16 protein-coding genes and 1 pseudogene are annotated in these 19,120 nt (G+C 46.6%); 5 read left to right on the forward strand and 12 right to left on the reverse strand.

Going from position 1 to position 19,120, the window contains the following annotated elements:
• Positions 1 to 339 precede the first annotated feature (339 nt).
• The gene (locus DIC78_RS06045; RefSeq protein WP_127695712.1) at positions 340 to 1,359 is read left to right on the forward strand and encodes an NADP-dependent oxidoreductase; all 1,020 of its coding nucleotides are present in this window, start codon (positions 340 to 342) and stop codon (positions 1,357 to 1,359) included.
• Positions 1,360 to 1,407: 48 nt separating this feature from the next.
• On the opposite strand, the gene DIC78_RS06050 is transcribed toward DIC78_RS06045, so the two are convergent.
• Positions 1,408 to 1,854: a GNAT family N-acetyltransferase gene (locus DIC78_RS06050; RefSeq protein ID WP_010333350.1), complete on the reverse strand. Its 447-nt coding sequence runs from the start codon at positions 1,852 to 1,854 to the stop codon at positions 1,408 to 1,410.
• Between the two features lie 68 nt (positions 1,855 to 1,922).
• Positions 1,923 to 3,056: a DEAD/DEAH box helicase gene (locus DIC78_RS06055; RefSeq protein WP_127695714.1), complete on the reverse strand. Its 1,134-nt coding sequence runs from the start codon at positions 3,054 to 3,056 to the stop codon at positions 1,923 to 1,925.
• A 171-nt stretch (positions 3,057 to 3,227) separates the two neighbouring features.
• Here DIC78_RS06055 and DIC78_RS06060 point away from each other — a divergent pair, with 171 nt between their 5' ends.
• On the forward strand, positions 3,228 to 4,784 hold the full coding sequence (locus DIC78_RS06060; protein ID WP_127695716.1) for an ABC-F family ATP-binding cassette domain-containing protein: 1,557 nt from the start codon (positions 3,228 to 3,230) through the stop codon (positions 4,782 to 4,784).
• Between the two features lie 120 nt (positions 4,785 to 4,904).
• Here the strand turns inward: DIC78_RS06060 and DIC78_RS06065 are convergent.
• The 7 genes and pseudogenes from DIC78_RS06065 to yfmT all read right to left on the reverse strand — a co-directional run bounded on the left by DIC78_RS06065 (position 4,905) and on the right by yfmT (position 12,222).
• Positions 4,905 to 5,058, reverse strand: a pseudogene (locus DIC78_RS06065) (hypothetical protein).
• A gap of 436 nt (positions 5,059 to 5,494) precedes the next feature.
• Entirely contained in the window at positions 5,495 to 6,685 is a 1,191-nt protein-coding gene (locus tag DIC78_RS06075; RefSeq protein ID WP_127695718.1) for an MFS transporter, read from the reverse strand.
• A 65-nt stretch (positions 6,686 to 6,750) separates the two neighbouring features.
• Entirely contained in the window at positions 6,751 to 7,173 is a 423-nt protein-coding gene (locus DIC78_RS06080) for a MerR family transcriptional regulator (RefSeq protein WP_024120538.1), read from the reverse strand.
• A gap of 124 nt (positions 7,174 to 7,297) precedes the next feature.
• Positions 7,298 to 7,744, reverse strand: a complete 447-nt coding sequence (locus tag DIC78_RS06085; protein ID WP_127695720.1) for a YfmQ family protein — start codon at positions 7,742 to 7,744, stop codon at positions 7,298 to 7,300.
• A gap of 123 nt (positions 7,745 to 7,867) precedes the next feature.
• Positions 7,868 to 9,757 (reverse strand): ABC-F family ATP-binding cassette domain-containing protein, encoded by a 1,890-nt coding sequence (locus DIC78_RS06090; RefSeq protein ID WP_127695722.1) that lies wholly within the window; start codon positions 9,755 to 9,757, stop codon positions 7,868 to 7,870.
• Between the two features lie 134 nt (positions 9,758 to 9,891).
• A complete protein-coding gene (locus tag DIC78_RS06095; RefSeq protein ID WP_369810965.1) occupies positions 9,892 to 10,512 on the reverse strand; it encodes a methyl-accepting chemotaxis protein in 621 nt (206 codons plus the stop codon).
• 252 nt (positions 10,513 to 10,764) lie between these two features.
• Positions 10,765 to 12,222 (reverse strand): benzaldehyde dehydrogenase, encoded by a 1,458-nt coding sequence (yfmT, locus tag DIC78_RS06100; RefSeq protein ID WP_024120534.1) that lies wholly within the window; start codon positions 12,220 to 12,222, stop codon positions 10,765 to 10,767.
• 247 nt (positions 12,223 to 12,469) lie between these two features.
• Here yfmT and DIC78_RS06105 point away from each other — a divergent pair, with 247 nt between their 5' ends.
• The 3 genes from DIC78_RS06105 (at position 12,470) to DIC78_RS06115 (ending at position 16,023) form a co-directional block, all read left to right on the forward strand.
• Positions 12,470 to 13,855, forward strand: coding sequence for a branched-chain amino acid transporter BcaP (locus tag DIC78_RS06105; RefSeq protein ID WP_106022429.1), 1,386 nt, complete (start codon positions 12,470 to 12,472; stop codon positions 13,853 to 13,855).
• 103 nt (positions 13,856 to 13,958) lie between these two features.
• Positions 13,959 to 14,669 (forward strand): YjjG family noncanonical pyrimidine nucleotidase, encoded by a 711-nt coding sequence (locus tag DIC78_RS06110; RefSeq protein WP_106022430.1) that lies wholly within the window; start codon positions 13,959 to 13,961, stop codon positions 14,667 to 14,669.
• A 121-nt stretch (positions 14,670 to 14,790) separates the two neighbouring features.
• Entirely contained in the window at positions 14,791 to 16,023 is a 1,233-nt protein-coding gene (locus DIC78_RS06115; RefSeq protein WP_127695724.1) for an MFS transporter, read from the forward strand.
• Positions 16,024 to 16,052: 29 nt separating this feature from the next.
• Here DIC78_RS06115 and DIC78_RS06120 read toward each other — a convergent pair whose 3' ends face one another.
• Genes DIC78_RS06120 through DIC78_RS06130 form a run of 3 tightly spaced genes read right to left on the reverse strand, consistent with a single transcriptional unit; the run spans position 16,053 to position 19,106 of the window.
• Positions 16,053 to 16,988 carry a glycosyltransferase family protein gene (locus DIC78_RS06120; protein WP_106021460.1) on the reverse strand — a complete coding sequence of 312 codons (936 nt, stop codon included), beginning with the start codon at positions 16,986 to 16,988 and terminating at the stop codon, positions 16,053 to 16,055.
• Between the two features lie 14 nt (positions 16,989 to 17,002).
• A complete protein-coding gene (locus tag DIC78_RS06125; RefSeq protein WP_024120529.1) occupies positions 17,003 to 18,166 on the reverse strand; it encodes a glycosyltransferase family 2 protein in 1,164 nt (387 codons plus the stop codon).
• A gap of 28 nt (positions 18,167 to 18,194) precedes the next feature.
• A complete protein-coding gene (locus DIC78_RS06130; protein ID WP_106021461.1) occupies positions 18,195 to 19,106 on the reverse strand; it encodes a putative nucleotide-diphospho-sugar transferase in 912 nt (303 codons plus the stop codon).
• Positions 19,107 to 19,120: the final 14 nt, after the last annotated feature.

The raw sequence follows: 19,120 nt of genomic DNA on the forward strand, positions 1-19,120 counted from the left end.
AGAAAAGCTTTGCAGATGCAAAACAATTGCATAGACTTTGCTATGGCAGATTGATGGGAAAGCAAAATGTGAACGACTAAGCTCCCCCCTCGCAGATGCTTGCAAGAATATGAAGAAGAATCGACATACACACTAGCTAATCTTAGCTAGGTGTACACAAGCTCTTTTTCTGTTCTGTTTTCTAATAATGATAAATGACTAAAGACAACTTTTTAAAAACAAAAGAGCTTGTAGAAAGCATAAGTTCCTCTATAACCTTTTTTGTATGCCAGCATACCTTTTGTAATTCCTCTTCTGTCCATGTTACAGTGGTGTCAACCAAGTGATAGGAGGATGAAAATGAAAGCATCTCAGCAGCAAATTCAATTAGCAAGACGTCCGCAAGGTGTTCCCGTTCATGAAGACTTTCGCTTTGAAACCATTCCGGTTCCTGAACCGAAGCAAGGGGAAGTGCTTGTCAAAACGCTTTATGTATCGGTTGACCCTTATATGCGCGGCCGTATGCAGGATACGAAGTCATATGTTGAGCCATTCGCCTTGAATGAAGCGCTTTCTGGCGGGGTCATCGCTGAAGTTGTATCAGACGGGAATCATCTGAAAAAAGGCGATATCGTCATCGGAAACCTCAGCTGGCAAGAATTTTCCGCGGTAAGCGAGTCTGCCTTACGAAAAATTGATACAAGCCTTGCTCCCGCTTCGGCCTATCTCGGCATTTTGGGAATGACCGGCTTGACGGCATACTTTGGATTGCTGGATATCGGGCGTCCGAAAGAAGGCGAAACCGTGGTGGTCTCCGGAGCTGCGGGAGCTGTCGGTTCAACAGTCGGGCAGATTGCCAAAATCAAAGGCGCGCGAGTTGTCGGCATCGCGGGCTCTGATGAAAAAGTCTCCTATTTAAAGCAGAAGCTGCAGTTTGATGAAGCCATCAATTACAAAACCGCAGATGATATTCAAAAAGCGCTCGCTGATGCTTGTCCGAACGGTGTCGATGTGTATTTTGACAATGTCGGCGGGCCGATTTCAGATGCGGTCATGAACCTCCTTAATGAGTTTGCCCGCATTCCGGTGTGCGGCGCCATTTCTTCCTATAATGCAGAAAGCGAAGCAGATGACATGGGCCCTCGTGTTCAATCAAAACTCATTAAAACGAAGTCGCTGATGCAAGGGTTTATCGTAAGCGACTACTCCGATCGTTTTCCTGAAGGCGCAAAACAGCTGGCGGAATGGCTGAGAGATGGAAAGCTTCATTATGAGGAAACCATCACTGAAGGCTTCGAAAACATTCCGGATGCGTTTCTTGGCTTATTTAAAGGAGAAAATAAAGGAAAACAGCTGATCAAAGTCAGCGATCCGAGCTGAAGATGAAAATGGGAGGGCTTTTTGCCCTCCTTTTGGGTTTATATGAGGTCAGCTACGAAGAATCAGCGTAAGAAAACCATCTTCATCTGGTTCCGTATCCTCCAAAGTGAAACCTGCTGCTTGAAAGCAAGCTAAACTGATTTGATTGTCTTCTTCAATGCATGCCACCCATTCCCGCACGCTAGTAAAATCAGGTTCGGTCAGCAGTTTTTGCAATATCCGTTTTCCGTACCCTTGAAGCCGGTACATAGGATTAACGATCAATCCAATATACGTCCGCTCCTCCCCGAACTCAATAACGGCCATCCCTGCTGGCAGCTGTCCATCATATGCCATGATGACAGTATCCTGTTCATCTTTATTTACTCGTGCATACCACTCATCTAATGGCAGCATGCCATCCATTCTCCGCCTGGTATCTTCATGTTCAAACCAGTGTTCAAGGATTTTCAGCTCTGGCTCCTTCACTACTTGAAATCTGTCTATTGAAACCATCTTCCCACCCCCGCGCGAAACCTTTTCTATTATTTTACAACAAAAAAGAAGGGCTTTTGCCCTCCTTTTTATTTCGTCTTCAATTTTCCGCCGGCATACACAGCTTCACTCAGCTCCACGCCAAGTTTCTTCGCCATTTTCTTCAGCTTTGATTCTTCCATACGTGTGACAAGACTCAGCACGTTCCCTTCTTTTCCAGCCCGTCCTGTTCGTCCTGATCTGTGAACATAGCTGTCTTCATCAGGAATATCGGCGTGGATCACATATGGCAGGTTTTCAATATCCAAACCGCGCGCGGCAATGTCAGTTGCCAAAAGCAGCGGGAACTCGCCCTGCTCAAACGCTTTAATGATCTTCGCCCGCTCCATCTTCTTCGCCTCACTGTGAAGGATGCCAAGGTCGACATGATGGTACGCCAGCTTTTCCGCGTACACACTAAGGTTACCGATATCTCTCACAAACACAAGCGCCTGCATGCCATGAAGCCTTGAAAGCTTTTGCAGCAGCTTCACTTTGTCGCGCTGGTCACAGATGATGTATTGATGCTTCACTTTTCCCGCTTCCGCTTTGCTGCGTTCTACCTTCAAAACCTCGGGCTCTTTCGTCATGTCGCGGAGCACGTCTTCTGTTTCTTTCTTCAGCGTGGCTGAAAAACAAAGAAGCTGGCGGTCTCTTAATGTCGTTTTAATGATTTGCTTGATCGTTTCACGATGCTCCGGCAGGACAAGCTGATCGGTTTCATCAAGTACGATCGTTTTTACTTCATGCATCTTGAGTTTTTTCGCTTGAATCAGCTCAAACACCCTGCCCGGCGTCCCGACGATAATATGCGGATGATTCTTTTTCAGCTTTTCGACCTGCTTTTTCACATTCGCTCCGCCGATTAAGGAAACTGCCCGTAGTTCTGATCCCGTTTTCCAGTCCTGGATCACCTGAAAAATCTGCATCACCAGCTCACGTGAAGGTGCTAAAATCACCGCCTGCGGATGCTTCTGATCAGGTTTGATGCGCTCCAATACCGGCAGTGCGTAGGCAAGCGTCTTACCTGTTCCTGTCGGCGATTCTGCGATGACATCCTTACCTTCCATGATGAGTTGGGCCGCCTGCTCCTGTACAGGAGTCGGCTTTTCAAAGCCTGAAGCGTTCCAATTTTCTTTGATAAATGATTGTGCATTATGTAAAAATGGCCAAGTTTGCGTCATTTTGTTCTCCTCGATTCCTGAAATCTATTCCATAGTATCTCAAAACAGCGCGCGGAACGCAATTTTTCTTTTTCTTTCCTATGCCTTTCAACAATCGTCTTCCTCCTTTATAATCAAAAGGTGAGAAATACACGCCATACAGCGTGTTCGATAAACGATAGAGGTGTAAACATGAGTATTTTATCTGTAAAGGACTTAAGCCACGGCTTCGGTGACCGGGCCATTTTTAATAATGTATCTTTCCGTCTTTTAAAAGGCGAGCACGTCGGTCTGATCGGCGCGAACGGTGAAGGAAAATCAACCTTCATGAATATTATTACCGGAAAGCTTGAGCCTGATGAAGGAAAAGTCGAATGGTCAAAAAACGTCCGTGTCGGCTATCTGGATCAGCATACTGTGCTTGAAAAAGGAAAATCCATCCGTGATGTGCTGAAAGACGCATTCCATTATTTATTTACAATGGAAGAAGAAATGAATGAGATTTATAACAAAATGGGCGAAGCAGATCCTGACGAGCTTGAAAAGCTTCTTGAAGACGTCGGTGTTATTCAAGACGCGCTGACGAACAATGATTTTTATGTGATTGATTCTAAAGTGGAAGAAATTGCACGCGGACTCGGCTTGAGTGATATCGGACTTGACCGTGACGTTACTGATCTGAGCGGGGGGCAGCGCACCAAAGTGCTTCTCGCCAAGCTGCTTCTGGAAAAACCGGAAATCCTGCTTCTCGATGAGCCGACCAACTACCTTGATGAGCAGCATATCGAATGGCTGAAACGCTACCTGCAGGAGTACGAGAATGCATTCATCTTGATTTCCCATGACATTCCGTTCTTAAACAGTGTCATCAACCTGATTTATCATGTAGAAAATCAAGAGCTGACACGCTATGTCGGCGACTACCATCAGTTTATGGAAGTCTACGAGGTGAAGAAACAGCAGCTTGAAGCGGCCTACAAAAAACAGCAGCAGGAAGTCGCGGAGCTGAAGGATTTCGTTGCCCGCAACAAAGCCCGGGTCAGCACGCGAAACATGGCGATGTCCCGCCAAAAGAAACTCGACAAGATGGATATGATCGAGCTGGCGGCGGAAAAACCGAAGCCCGAATTTCACTTCAAGCCGGCCAGAACATCAGGAAAGCTGGTTTTCGAAACGAAGGATCTCGTGATCGGTTACGATTCCCCGCTCTCACGTCCGCTGAACCTCCGTATGGAGCGCGGCCAAAAAATCGCCCTTTACGGCGCCAACGGGATCGGGAAAACGACATTGCTGAAAAGCCTGCTTGGCGAAATCCAGCCGCTCGAAGGCTCTGTTGAACGAGGCGAGCACCTCTTTACCGGCTATTTCGAGCAAGAGGTCAAGGAAACAAACAACAATACGTGTATTGAAGAAGTTTGGAGCGAATTCCCTTCGTATACACAGTATGAAATCCGCGCCGCTCTGGCAAAATGCGGACTGACGACAAAACATATCGAAAGCCGCGTCTCCGTATTAAGCGGTGGCGAAAAAGCGAAGGTCAGATTATGCAAGCTGATCAATTCGGAAACCAACCTGCTGGTGCTCGATGAGCCGACAAACCACTTGGATGTCGACGCCAAGGAAGAGCTCAAGCGCGCCCTCAAAGAATACAAAGGCTCCATTCTTCTTATTTCTCACGAGCCTGATTTCTATATGGACATCGCGACAGAAACATGGAACTGCGAGTCTTGGACGACAAAAGTGCTTTAATGTTACGAAAAAACCCGCCTGGTGAAGGGCGGGTTTTTTACTGCCATTTTTTCTGAACGATTCTCAAAAGCTCTCTGTCTTTTAAAATGAGCTGCAATGGCGATATGAATTCATCAAGTATCAGCTCTTTTTTGGCAGACAGTTCAAGGTCTTCCTCATCAGCCCATGCGGTGAACCACTCGACAGAAAAGCTGTTTTTCATGATGCTGTGTATGTATTGATAGAGCGTCTGTAAACACTTCAGGTCATATGCGTCAGGCTTTGCCTTATGCATGGCAAATGATCCCTCTTCAGCATGAACTATTATTTGATAAGGCAACCGTAAATGCACAGACACATTCTCGGCTTCCTCAAGATAAATGCCCGCCGCGTCAATACCTGACCGGAGCGGATGCCCTTTCCGGGAGTAGCCGGAGGGCTGACTGAAAAAACCGGTTTCTAAAGGCGTTTTAGCAGCTAAATAGTAAAATTGTGTCATCTGGATGTCCTTTCTCGCGTCGATTCCATTATGATTAGATTATAACCGATTGCAAATGGTGAGCCGATTCAATCGAGACTAAAAACATATCCTTGCATGCCATTTCACTTCATAATAGAAGGGGTTAAAAAAATGATAAATGGCTATCTGACGGGAAATACGATCATACCATTATGAGGGAAAGATTAAGCAAATAAAAAAAGACACTGCACCTTAGCAGTGTCTTTCCTTATTAATGTCCTGCCTTAATTCCGGCAAGATGTTTACGACCCAGCAGAAGCACAAGCATACCGACGAGAACAACAATTCCGCCAACTGTATACGGCGCGCTTGCTGTGAAGTGTTCTGACAGCATTCCCGCAATCCACGGAGCGATCGCGCCGCCGATGAAGCGGACTGAGCTGTAGGCTGAAGAAGCGATTGAACGTTCAACCGGTGCAGAGCCCATGACAGCTGTTGTCATGATCGTGTTGACCATACCAAGGACAGCACCGGCCACAACGATACATGTAATAATCAACGCCTGATGCTCTGTCCAGATGCCCATGATGATCAGAATGACCGCAAAGGCGATAAAGAGAACAACCAAGGAACGCACTGTACCCAGCGCTTTGTGCACGAGCGGCGCCGTAAAGACTGACGTAATCGCCAGCAGAAGTCCCCAGCCAAAGAAAACATATCCAAGGCCGTGTTCATCTAAATCCAGAACGAACGGAGAATAAGCGAGCAAAATAAAAAATCCAAAGTTGTATAAGAAAGCCGATACCGCCATTGTCAAAAGGCCTTTATATTTGAGTGCCTTCATGGCGTCAAATACCCCAACGCGCTTCGCCGGTTTAGGCAATGTCGGCAGCATCAAGGAAATGGCGATTAACGCAATAAACATCAGGACAGATACCCCGAAGAACGGCGCACGCCATGAAATGCTTCCAAGCTCTCCGCCTGCAAGCGGTCCGACGGAAATCCCGAGTCCGAGCGCCGCCTCATACAAAATAATCGCTTGAGCGCTGCCGCCGACAGACACGCCGACAATGACCGCAAGCGCTGTTGAAATAAATAACGCATTACCTAGTCCCCAGCCGCCGCGATAGCCGACAAGCTGAGCAATTGAGCTTGAACTTCCGCCAAGCGCTGCAAAGATAATAATAAAAATAAGTCCGAGAATTAACGTCCATTTTGCGCCGATCCTGCTGGAAATGGCTCCTGAGAAAAACATCATAAATCCGGTAACGAGCAAATAACTTGTAAATAAGAGTGATACTTCACTAGGTGAAGCATGTAATTGTGTGGCAATCGCCGGAAGAATAGGATCGACCAGCCCGATTCCCATAAAGGAAATCACACAGGCAAACGCGACAGCCCATACAGCTTTCGGCTGATTCAGCAAACCTGTCTTCTGATTCACTTGTTTTGTATTGTCCATTTGATCTGACCTCCATCTTTATTCCATTAAAAGAAACGCTACAAAAATAGCGTTTACCAAACGTTTTATTCGATTGATTGAATGGCATGCTCCGCTTTGTCTTTCATCCCGTGCAGACGTTCCTTAAAGCTTTGGAATGTGCGGATTTTTTCATCAATCAAATCCAGCTGGTGATTCAGCGTTTCCTGAATTTCCTCCAGCTTCTCTTTCCGTTCCTTTGGATCCAGTGACAACAAATACCCCTCTTTGTTTAACTCAAGCTGGCGGCTGGTTTCCATGAAATGCTGAAGCTCCTGAAGGGAAAAGCCAAGCACTTCCTTTGTGCTGATCACTTTCTCAAGCTCTTCCATATCATCCTCTGAATAAAGTCTAACGCCGCCTTCCGTCCGTTTCGGTGCTGGAATCAAGCCGATTTCTTCATAAAACCGAATGGTCCGCTTTGTCAGCCCGCTTCTTTTGGCAACTTGATCAATCTTCATCCATTCCATGGTAAATCCCCCTTCGCCTGTTCTGTTATTATTATACACCTTTCAAAACTTAACGTAAACGTTAAGTTTTGAAATATAATAAAAAAGACGAGTACATAAAGCACCCGTCTTTCATTATCCTATTTTAAGCTAGGCTCCCTGTCACTGACAAAGACTGCTTTTGCATGCTTTCAGAAAGCAGTCGATACGCGATAACCTTCTTCTTGTACTGTTTCACGACATCGATATGGTCATCGTAGCTGTACACAAACAGCTTTACATCTTTTTTGCCTTTTTTCGTATCTATCACGAGCGGTGTTCCGCCGTTTTCAGGGTATAAATAACGCTCTTCGTCGCCTGGGTAAATATAATATTTCTCCAGGAAGACAGCTTCGTTAAATTGATCGATCATGTGCCTTTTCTCATCACCCTCGAGCCGTTTTCCATCTAGAGAGAGAACAGCATCTTCGTCGTTCAGCTTGGCGTGAACCTCGAATTTGCTGAGCAGCCATTCTATGACGCCTGTTGGCAGGCAGGTTAATACGATTTTCACCAGACTCATGAGGATTAACATCACGATAGCCCATGTCATACTTCATCATCTCCGTTAGTTTTCCGTGTGCCGCTGACACACAATTCCATCCTATCATAAGCTGGCCGTTTCGTTTTTGTACATTATGTGAAAAAAAGTGCGGCCTGCTGCGGCCGCACTTTTTTAGCTTTCCAGCTCTTCTATCATGAGGGACAATTCCGTCCAGCGATCCATGGCTGTCTCAAGCTCTTCCGCTGTTTTTGCCTGCTCGGCCATCAGGTCTTGAATTTTCCCGAAATCACTGCCCGCCGCGGCGATATCCGCTTCGAGCTGTTCATGCTTTTCTTCAAGCTCGGCAATTTTATCTTCAATGCCGTCCCATTCAAGCTGATCTTTGTAAGAAAGCTTTTTCCGTTTTTTCTTCGGTTCCGCTTCAGCCGGTTTAATTTCAGCTGCGGGTTTCTCAGCCGTTTTTTTTGCTTTGGCCTGCTCCATATAGTCGCTGTAGGAGCCTTGGAACCGTGAAATCACGCCATTTCCTTCAAATACAATCAAACGGTCTACGACGCGGTCAAGGAAGTAGCGGTCATGGGATACGGTGATGACAACGCCAGGGAACTGATCAATATAATCCTCAAGCACGCTTAACGTTTCTGTATCCAAGTCGTTCGTCGGCTCATCGAGAAACAGCACATTCGGCTCCTGCATCAGAACCTGAAGCAAATATAAGCGCCGTTTTTCTCCACCGGACAGCTTGCGGATATAGGTTTGCTGCATGGAGCGCGGGAAGAGGAAGCGCTCAAGCATTTGTTCAGCGGTGACGATATCGCCGTCCTTTGTTTTCACGACTTCCGCTGTTTCTTTAATGTATTCAATCACCTTCAGCTCACCGTTCATTTCACTGTGATCCTGGGTATAGTAGCCGATTCTTACTGTTTGGCCGATCGTAATATGCCCGCCGTCAGGAGTGATTCGTCCGGCAAGGCTGTTTAACAGTGTTGTTTTCCCAATGCCGTTCGGCCCGATGATCCCGATTCGTTCACCTGGTATAACCAGTTCATTGAATCGATCGACAAGCACGTTTCCTCCATAAGCGATCATCACGTTCTCCGCTTCGATTACTTGCTTTCCAAGACGATGGGAGCCGATCGCAAAGTCGAGCGAGCCGGCTGACTGAGGGCCTTTCTGCTCCTTAAGCGACTCTACCCTGCCGATTCTCGCCTTTTGTTTTGTGGAGCGTGCTTTCGCTCCGCGTCTGAGCCAGGCCAGTTCACGGCGCAGCAGATTTTGCCGCTTCGTTTCTTTTTGCTCGGCCTGCGCTTCCCGTTCCGCGCGCTTTTCCAAAAAGACTTCATAGTTGCCTTTGTAGGTATAGAGACTGCCTCGTTCAAGCTCATAAATGCGGTTTGTCACGCGGTTTAAGAAGTACCTGTCATGCGTCACCAGCATGACGGCGCCTGGATATTGCGCCAAGTACCCTTCAAGCCATTCAATGGTTTCATTATCCAAATGGTTCGTCGGCTCGTCTAAGATCAGGAGGTCTGCGGGCTGGATTAAGTTTTTCGCAATCGCCACCCGTTTTTTCTGTCCGCCTGAGAGCTCGTTGACAGGCTTTGTCACGTCAGTTACTCCCAGCTTCGATAACACCGTTTTCGCCAAGGTATTCGCATCCCACGCATTGTTTGCATCCATTTTCGCCTGCGCAGCCAGCAGGTGTTTCTGGCGTTTTTCATCTTCCGGGTCTTCTCCCAGTTCATAGAGCGCCATTTCATATTCACGGAGCGTTCTCATGACAGCCGATTCACCGGAATAAATATGCTCCAGTACAGTTTGTCCAGCAGGCAGCTGCGGGTCCTGATGAAGAAATTCAACATGCACGCTGCCGGATTTGGCGATGTCGCCTTCTTCAACAGACTCCAAACCGGCAATCACTTTCAGCAGCGTTGATTTTCCGGTGCCGTTTGGCCCGATTAATCCGATTCTCTCATTCTCTTCAATATGAAAGGAGATATGGTCAAATAACGTCTTATCTCCGTATGTTTTGTAAAGGTTCTCCGCTTTTAGTATGCTCATGGTTCCTATCAATCCTCACGTAAGTTCATGTGTACATTTTAAATCAGCCGCTGGAATAAAACTAGTAAAAGAGCAGACAAATTTCATGGAAATACCGGACAGAAAAAAAGACCGGGGACTCTGTCCCCAGTCTCTTACTCTTCTTCAAGCGCTTTTTCTGCCATTTTAGCGAGATGCTGCGCACTGCCTGAGATCTCCTGCATCGTGGCGGAAATCTGTTCAACAGCAGCAGCTTGTCCGTCAGTATGCTGATTAATCGATTCAATCGATTCTTCTAGTCCTTTTAACAGGCTGTGGATTTTTTTCGTGATCTGATCGATCTGTCCCACATTTTCTTTCGAATGCGTCGCAAGCTTTCTGATTTCATCCGCTACGACAGAAAATCCTTTTCCGGACTCCCCTGCCCGTGCGGCTTCAATCGCAGCATTTAAACCGAGCAGATTGCTCTGGTCAGAAATGCCTTTCACGGTTACTGAAATATCGGCGATTTCTCCCGCGCTTTCGCTTACCTTTTTCGCTTGTGAGGAAATGCCCGACATTTGCGATGAGAAACCGTTAATTGATTCAGAAATATCGGAAATGGCCGCAGCCGTTTGTTCAACAACTGCCGATAAGCTTTCCGCTACATCATGAAGCTTAGAGGACTCCTCAAGACTCGTGCCGAGGCCCACTCCCCCAATCACTCTTCCGTTCTGGTCATGAAGCGGAATGGCGCGTGCGATTAATGGAAAGCCGAACAATTCCTTCGGCACCATGCTCGTTTTTTTCTGATTGCTGCGGATCGCGTCTGTGATGATATCCCCTTCCTGCAGCGGATCTCCGGCTTTTACGTTAAGGGAAAAGGTTTTTGCCGGAATATTGACCAGCAATTTCTCCGTATCATAAATGCCGATTGTAATATCATCCTGAACCAGGCTGTTTAAATAAGGGGCTACTTTCACAAATGCGTCTAGAAGATCTGCTGTTTCATTTTCCGTTCTTATGCTCAATTCCAATCACTCCTTTTATTAGTAAGGGAAGCTGCGTTTTTCATGCTGAACCGAAATCCATTTCAGCGTCGTAAATTCTTCAAGACTCCATTCGCCATTTAATCGGCCGAGGCCAGATTGCTTTTCACCGCCGAAGGCCACATTCGGTTCATCATTAATCGTCGTGTCATTAACATGGATCATGCCCGTTTCAATGCGTTTCGCAAAAGCCACGCCGCGTTCAAGATTTGAGGTATGCACGGCTCCGCTTAAGCCAAATGGGGTATCGTTCGCGATATCCACCGCTTCGTCTTCTGAATCAAACTTCATGAAGGAGACGACTGGCCCGAACAGCTCTTCCTTGGCAATGCTCATAAACGGTTTCACGTCTTTTAAGATGGTCGGCTCCACGATCGTCCCGTTAAATCCGCCAAGCTTCACTGGAACAGCCCCTTCTTCAATTGCTTTCTCAACAGATTTCATTAACCCGTCAGTCTGCCTGCTGTTGATTAAAGGCCCGATAATCGTATCAGGGTCCATCGGGTCGCCAACTTTCAGCGATTCCACTTTTGCCTGATACAGCTCAAGGAATTGATCATAAATTGATGAGTGAACCAGTACACGATTGGCTGACATACAAATCTGGCCTTGATGGGTAAATCTGCTGAACACTGCCGCATTGACTGCATATTCGATATCCGCATCTTCAAGCACGATAAAGGCGCTGTTTCCGCCAAGCTCAAGAAGCGGCTTTTTAAAGTGCTTCATCGCGAGCTGGCCGATGTAGCTCCCCACTTTCGTAGATCCTGTAAATGAGATGATCCGCGGCACCGGATGTTCGACAAAGCTGTCACCGATTTCTGCAATGTCAGTGACAACAACATTCAGCAGTCCTTCCGGAACGCCCGCGCTTTCAAAAATCTTCGCAATCAGCGTACCGCCGCAAATCGGTGTTTCTTCGTGCGGCTTCAAAACGACGCCATTGCCTGCTCCGAGTGCCGGCGCTACTGATTTCATAGATAAAAAGAATGGGAAGTTAAAAGGACTGATGACACCGACAACACCTGCCGGCACGCGATATAATCTGTTTTCCTTGCCGTCTATTGTAGAAGGAAGAATTTTCCCTTCCATGCGGACAGGGAACGTCGCCGCTTCTTTCATGATATTTTTCACGAGTCCGATTTCAAAAGCTGCTTTCAGCCTTGTGCCGCCCAGCTCTTCCATAATCAAATAAATGATGGCTTCTTCATTCTCTTCGATATACGTTACGGCTTTTTCTAAGATTGCTCTTTTCTCGAATGGGTTGACCGCATCCCATTTTTTCTTTGCCAAAGCCGCTGCCCGGTACGCTTCATCTACATCATCAGCAGTCGCTTTTTGAAAGGATGTGATTGTTTTTTGAGTATAAGGATTTTTGTTTTCCAATACATTTGGGCTGCTGCCCTCCTGCCATTTTCCGCCAATAAATTGTTTGTTTAATTCTTCATATTGAAACATAGTCAGCATCTCCTTTTTAACAGCAAATCAAAATATGGCCAATCTATCATTTCTATCGGTTCACCATCAGCAAAATTCAATATCCTGTTTGTAAAAATTACTATATTATGATACGCCAACGCTTTTTAGCTTCTATCGTTTAAAGCAGAAAAATATATGATTGACGCCGTCAAATTTCGACAATATAATACAACGAGAAATGTATATAATGATTAGAATATTTTGAATTTTCCAGGAGGAACTTTTTATGAGTTCATTATTTAGAAAAAAACCGCTTGAAACATTAAATGCGCAGAGCCAGTCAAAAAGCCTCGCCCGTACTTTAAGCGCATTTGATTTAACACTTCTCGGTATCGGGTGTGTCATCGGCACTGGGATTTTCGTTATTACAGGAACTGTGGCCGCGACCGGTGCCGGTCCTGCCCTGATCTTATCGTTCATTTTAGCGGGTCTCGCCTGTGCGCTTGCCGCCTTCTGTTATGCTGAGTTTTCGTCTTCGATTCCGATTTCAGGAAGCGTGTACTCATACTCCTATATCACACTTGGAGAGCTGCTCGCCTTTTTAATCGGATGGGATCTCATGCTTGAATATGTCATTGCGCTGTCGGCGGTTGCCACGGGCTGGTCTTCATACTTTCAATCGCTGCTCGCCGGCTTTAACTTTCATATTCCGGCTGCGCTGACAGGAGCTCCGGGAAGCTCGCCGGGCGCCGTGTTTAACCTTCCGGCTGCGGTCATTATTCTCATCATCACTGCAATTGTCAGCAGAGGTGTCAAAGAAAGTACACGCTTCAACAACGTGATCGTGCTGATGAAAATCGGAATTATTTTATTGTTCATTATTGTCGGCTTCGGTTATGTCAAACCGGATAACTGGACTCCTTTTATGCCGTTTGGAATGAAAGGCGTCATTGTCAGCGCGGCAACGGTTTTCTTCGCGTATCTCGGATTTGACGCAGTTTCCAACGCTTCAGAAGAAGTGAAGCACCCGCAAAAAAATATGCCGATCGGCATCATTTCAGCTCTGGCCGTCTGCACCATTTTGTACATCACGGTATCTCTTGTTTTGACAGGTATGATGCCTTATGCCAAATTAAATGTCGGTGATCCGGTATCCTTTGCGCTTAAATTCGTCGGCCAGGATGCGGTTGCGGGAATTATTTCTGTCGGCGCTATCATCGGAATCACAACAGTGATGCTCGCATTGCTGTATGCCCAGGTCCGTTTAACCTTTGCCATGAGCAGAGACGGTCTTTTGCCGGGATTGTTCGCAAAGATTCATCCGTCATTCAAAACGCCGTTCCGCAACACATGGCTGACAGGAATCGTCGCGGCGGGGATCGCAGGATTTATTAATCTCGGCACACTTGCGCACCTTGTAAACATGGGAACGCTTGCGGCATTTACAGTCATTTCGATCGCTGTGATTGTGTTAAGAAAAAAACACCCGGAAATCAAAGCTTCCTTCAGGGTGCCGTTCGTTCCGGTTGTGCCAATCATCAGCGCTGGAATATGCCTTTGGTTTATGTACAGCCTTCCAGGCATCACATGGCTTTCATTTGTCATCTGGATCGCCGTCGGAACGATCGTTTATTTCCTTTATGCAAAAAAACACAGCTTATTAAACAAATAATTGTAAGCCGTCGGTGCGGACATTTCAAACGTCCAATCCGCCGGCTTTTTTCGTTTTCGCGTGTGCTATACTTTGAGTACACATACAGAAAGGAAGACCAGCCTTGAAACCATACCGCACTTTATTATTTGATGTAGATAATACCATTTTGGATTTTACAGCGGCAGAAAAATTAGCGCTGCGCCTGCTGTTTGAAGATCAAAACATTCCGCTTACCGATGAAATGGAATCCCGTTATCAAACAATTAATCAAGGACTATGGAGAGCCTTTGAAGGCGGAAACATGACTCGCGATGAAGTGATGACCACCCGCTTTTCCGCTTTGTTCAAGGAATATGGCTATGAAGCAGACGGAGTGCTGCTAGACCAGAAATATCGCAGTTTTCTTGAAGAAGGGCACCAGCTTATGGACGGAGCTTTTGATCTCATCGCAAAACTGGAACAGCATTTTGATTTGTATATCGTGACAAACGGCGTTTCCAGTACTCAGTATAAGCGTCTCAGAGATTCAGGATTATTTCCGTTCTTCAAGGACATTTTCGTTTCTGAAGACACAGGTTTTCAAAAGCCGATGAAAGAGTACTTCGACTATGTGTTTGAACGGATTCCCCATTTTTCAGCGGAGCACACCTTAATCATCGGCGATTCGCTGACAGCGGACATCAAAGGCGGACAGCTCGCCGGAATTGATACGTGCTGGCTTAGCCCTGACATGAATCTCACTGAAACAGAGGTTGTGCCAACGTACCACATCCGTAAGCTTGAAGAGCTATATCATATTCTGAAAATCGAAAACACAATCATCAACTGTTAATGTTTTTTGGCCGGCGGGCGCTGCGTCTTTCCAGAAGGCGTCTTTTTTCCCTTGATAAATCCTTCACCTTATGAATAATATGTTGGTATGCATTGGTGATATATGTTAGGAGGAGAATCATTTGGCTATTGCCGCCCCACTGAAGGAAAAAACTGTTCAAAAACCCGGCACCACCGTGTATCCGATTTTGTTTATCATCGGAATCTGCCACATGCTCAACGATTCGCTTCAGGCTGTGATTCCGGCCATGTTCCCGATTTTGGAACGCTCCATGAGTTTGACGTTCACACAGCTTGGCATCATCGCTTTTACGTTAAACATGGTGTCATCCGTCATGCAGCCTGTCGTCGGCTGGTATACGGATAAACGGCCGCGGCCGTACGCCCTGCCGATCGGGCTGACTGCCAGCATGCTCGGCATATTGGGCCTTGCATTTGCCCCGTCATTTATTACGATCTTGTGCTGTGTGTTTTTCATCGGATTAGGTTCCGCTATTTTTCATCCGGAAGGCTCCCGTGTGGCTTATATGGCCGCCGGCACAAAACGCGGGCTTGCCCAGTCCATTTATCAGGTCGGAGGAAACTCAGGCCAAGCGATGGCGCCCCTGATTACCGCGCTGATCCTTGTTCCGCTCGGACAATTCGGTGCTGTCTGGTTTACACTTGTAGCCGCGCTCGCCGTTATGTTTCTGCTTTATATTGCAAAATGGTACGCCGCTCGGCTCGGCAGTCTTGCACAGAAGCAGGGCACCCAAAAGAAAGCCGCTGAACAAAACTCGTCTGTCACCAAGTCCGTTATAACCGCTCTTATTATTATTATCTTTTTGATTTTCGCGCGTTCTTGGTATACGAGTGCGATCGGCAACTTTTACACGTTTTACGCGATGGATACATATCACGTAAGCATTCAGCAGGCTCAGAGCTATATTTTCGTCTTTTTGCTGTTTGGCGCTGTCGGAACCTTTCTCGGCGGCCCGCTCGCAGACCGTTTCGGAAAACGAGTTGTCATTCTCGGCTCGCTGCTGTGCTCAGCGCCGCTGGCGATTCTGCTTCCATTTGCCGGACCGGTTCTGGCCTATGGCGTACTCGCTTTGATCGGCTTGGTTCTCATGTCGAGCTTTTCCGTAACAGTTGTGTATGCACAGGAGCTTGTCCCCGGAAAGATCGGCACGATGTCCGGTTTAACCGTCGGCCTCGCCTTCGGTATGGGAGCAATCGGCGCTGTGGCGCTTGGCGCTCTCATTGATGCTGCGGGACTGACCCCGACCATGATTGCCATTGCGTTTCTCCCGATTCTTGGCATCCTTGCGTTTCTTTTGCCGAGTGATCAGAAACTGAGAGAATGGCATAGCTGAAAAAACCCCTGCCGCCTGGCAGGGGTTTTTTAATCAAGCTGTATAAAATGAGTGTCCGGCACCGCGTGCTTCGGGATAAAGCCGTCCGCAAAGTCCGGAAATGCCGTCTGTATTTCGTCAATCCACCTTTTCAGGTTTAACATATACGGCATATAAATCATTTCAATTGTCGCTTCGTCTTCAATGCGGTAATACCAGCAAAGATTAAATTCGTTCTCCGTCACCAATGTGAATCCGGAGAAATGATAGAAAATCAGCGGCGTTTCATCTAGATAAACGCGGCCGTCCTTTTGAGTCACCTTATAGTTTTCTATATTCCAAAGCGCCGTATTGGCTCCGGTTGATTTGACAACATGCACACCCTGATACTGCGCCGGCCACTTCTCCACATACCTTTGATCGCCGTACGTCTTTCTTTTCGTATTCATTTCCACCGTGCAATATTCAATGCAATCCTGTCTCCACTGCCACACCGCTTTATAGGCTTCTTCCGTATTCCGGGCGCCGACAAAGCCCGTGTTAAAACGCCCGGTCCGCTCATAATAAGACATGAACCGCGGCGAGTTGCGGTGATCAGTCAAATACAGTGAAGCCGCCGGATTTTCGGCAAAAATACGCGCTGGATCAGAAAAGAAAAACAGATCGGTATCCATATGGGCATAATATTCGGCGTCATCCCACTGACTCATGACATGGAACAAAAATGCGGGCTTCAGTGTCCAGCAATACTCATGGAACGTTCTATTGCTTTTCGCTTCCAATAGCTCCGGATCTTCCATTTCATGAAGCTGCACAAAGGTGACATGCTCCCATGGCACGTGCTGTAGCAATTCATATGCCTTCTGATCAACACACAGCACATATAAATGAAAATCATCGCAATGCTCATGGAGGGAATGAATCATAGGCATCAGTTTAAAGATGTGCGTCCTTGACACTATTGTTGAAAAATGAAATTGACTCACCATACCACATCCATTTATCTAAGATCCACGTGCAGTAAATCATTGACAAGCGCATACAGTGCATTGGCAAAATCGTTCACGCCAAGCTTCTTCTTCGCTTTTGGCAGAAGCTTTTGAACGGCTTGCAAATCAAAGCTTTTCGCAGTCACCCGCGGTGTTTTTTTCTGCCAATCCGGGTCCAGATTGCGATCCTTCACGACATGGAGCAGCTCAAGAAACAGATGCAGCAGCATGTCGTATTTCTTCGAGTCCAGCAGCTTATGAATATCAGCCATGATCCTGTTGGTCATGTCCGGAGGGAATGGGCCGTTAAAGGCAAGATGAACGTCTAATGACTGAATGTTGTTATATTTGTCGCACATATAGGCAATGTTTGCTCTGATATCGTCTACTGACTGACAATTGCTCGGGTGCTCCTGATGAACGCTGACAATATCGCGGTGCAGCCTGAACGTGAGTCCGGCCTGATGGAGCCTGATCCCAAGATCATAATCCTCAAACCCGTACCGCACAATGCCTTCGTCAAACAAACCGAGATCAGCCACATGCTTTCGTTTTACTGATGAATTGTTTGTGATAAAAAAACGCCACGGCATATGGTAGCCCTTTAAGTCATCGCCGTATTCATCCAGTATCCGCTTCAGCACGTCAATAAAATCGGTATCAAGGTCAAAGCTTTGATCCAGAAAGCTTTCGTTTTTGATATCCGCTTCCGCCAGAAGCTTTTGTTTGTCTTTTTTCGGCATTTCATCATATAATTTTGCGAGCTGCTTCTTATGTTCATCTTCAAAGCGCTCATAATAATAGCTGTAGATCCTTTTCCAAAATAAACCGCACACGACAAGATTCTCTTCGTTTTCATGCGCTTTGATATGCTTTGCCACAAGATCCTTGGCAGCAAGCATATCGCTGTCATGGAATATCAGAATATCTCCTCTGGCATTGCGGACCGCCTGATTTCTTCCGTATGCAATGCCCCTGTTTTCTTTAATCCGTACAAAAATCAGCGGAAAGTCCGCTTGAAACGATTTGAGCATCGAGAGCGTCCCGTCCTCAGAGCCATTATCTGCTACGATGACCTCAAACTCTTCATCGCACTCCTGCTGGTTTAAAGACAGAAGGCTGTTATAGAGGCGCTCCTTTGAATTATATGCAGGAATAATAACGCTTGCTTTCACTTCATTTTCACTTCCTGTATTTAATCATTTATTTGTTATCATCTTTTGAAGCAAAACCGTTAAATTCAGGGTCAAGCGCTTTGATATGCTGAATGATATGCGGCAGGGTCTGCTGGTACAGCTCATGCACAAACGGCAGGTCTGTGCGTGTTGTTTCGTGAATCTGTTTGATTTCATTGATGCTGACGATTCGATATCCGCTGAAATGATAGAAGATCAGCGGGTTTCCATCTTCCAGCACAATTCGGCCATCCTTCCAGGAAAACGTATGCTGTCCGTAATTCCAATGGCCGATGTTCACACCTGGTGTTGTAATGTCACACACATTCGGAAACAGCTCAGACATATAATCCAAATAGCCCTGATCCCCGAATTTCCCTTCACCCGGCGCATTTTTACACTCCTCAAGACAGCGCTCCTTCCACCACTCCAGACAGTCCGTTCCTGCTTTATCATGTTTAAAGCTGATAAAGCCCGAGTTATATCTGCCTAACAGACGCTGCAGCATATCAATTTGCTCTCTCTCAAAGGAAGGGATGATAATATCGCCCCGGGAAAGCAGCACCGAGCAGTCCGGCTGGTTCGCAAATATCGGTGACGGGTCGGTGTAGAAAAATAAATCTCCGTCAATATACGTCACCCGTTCCAGCTCGGGATTGCTGTTCAGCACAGCTTGCAGAAAGATCGGCTTCATCGTCCAGCAGTATTCGCTTTGATCCCGTGTATCCTTCAGCTTCAGGAGCGTTTCATTTTCAAGCGCTGCCACCGGTACAAGTGTCAGCTGCTTCAGATTCAATTTCCGCAATACGCGGTGCGTGTCATCATCCATACAAAGCGTAAAAATGGGGCTGTCTTGATCGACTTGCGCTAAAGACTTAAATAAGGCAACTGCCTGATATAATCTTCCTTTTGATAAAACGGTGCAATAGGCGCTCGTCACGGTATGTTCACCTC

The sequence above is a fragment of the Bacillus halotolerans genome, assembly GCF_004006435.1.
Classification (GTDB): Bacteria; Bacillota; Bacilli; order Bacillales; family Bacillaceae; genus Bacillus; species Bacillus halotolerans.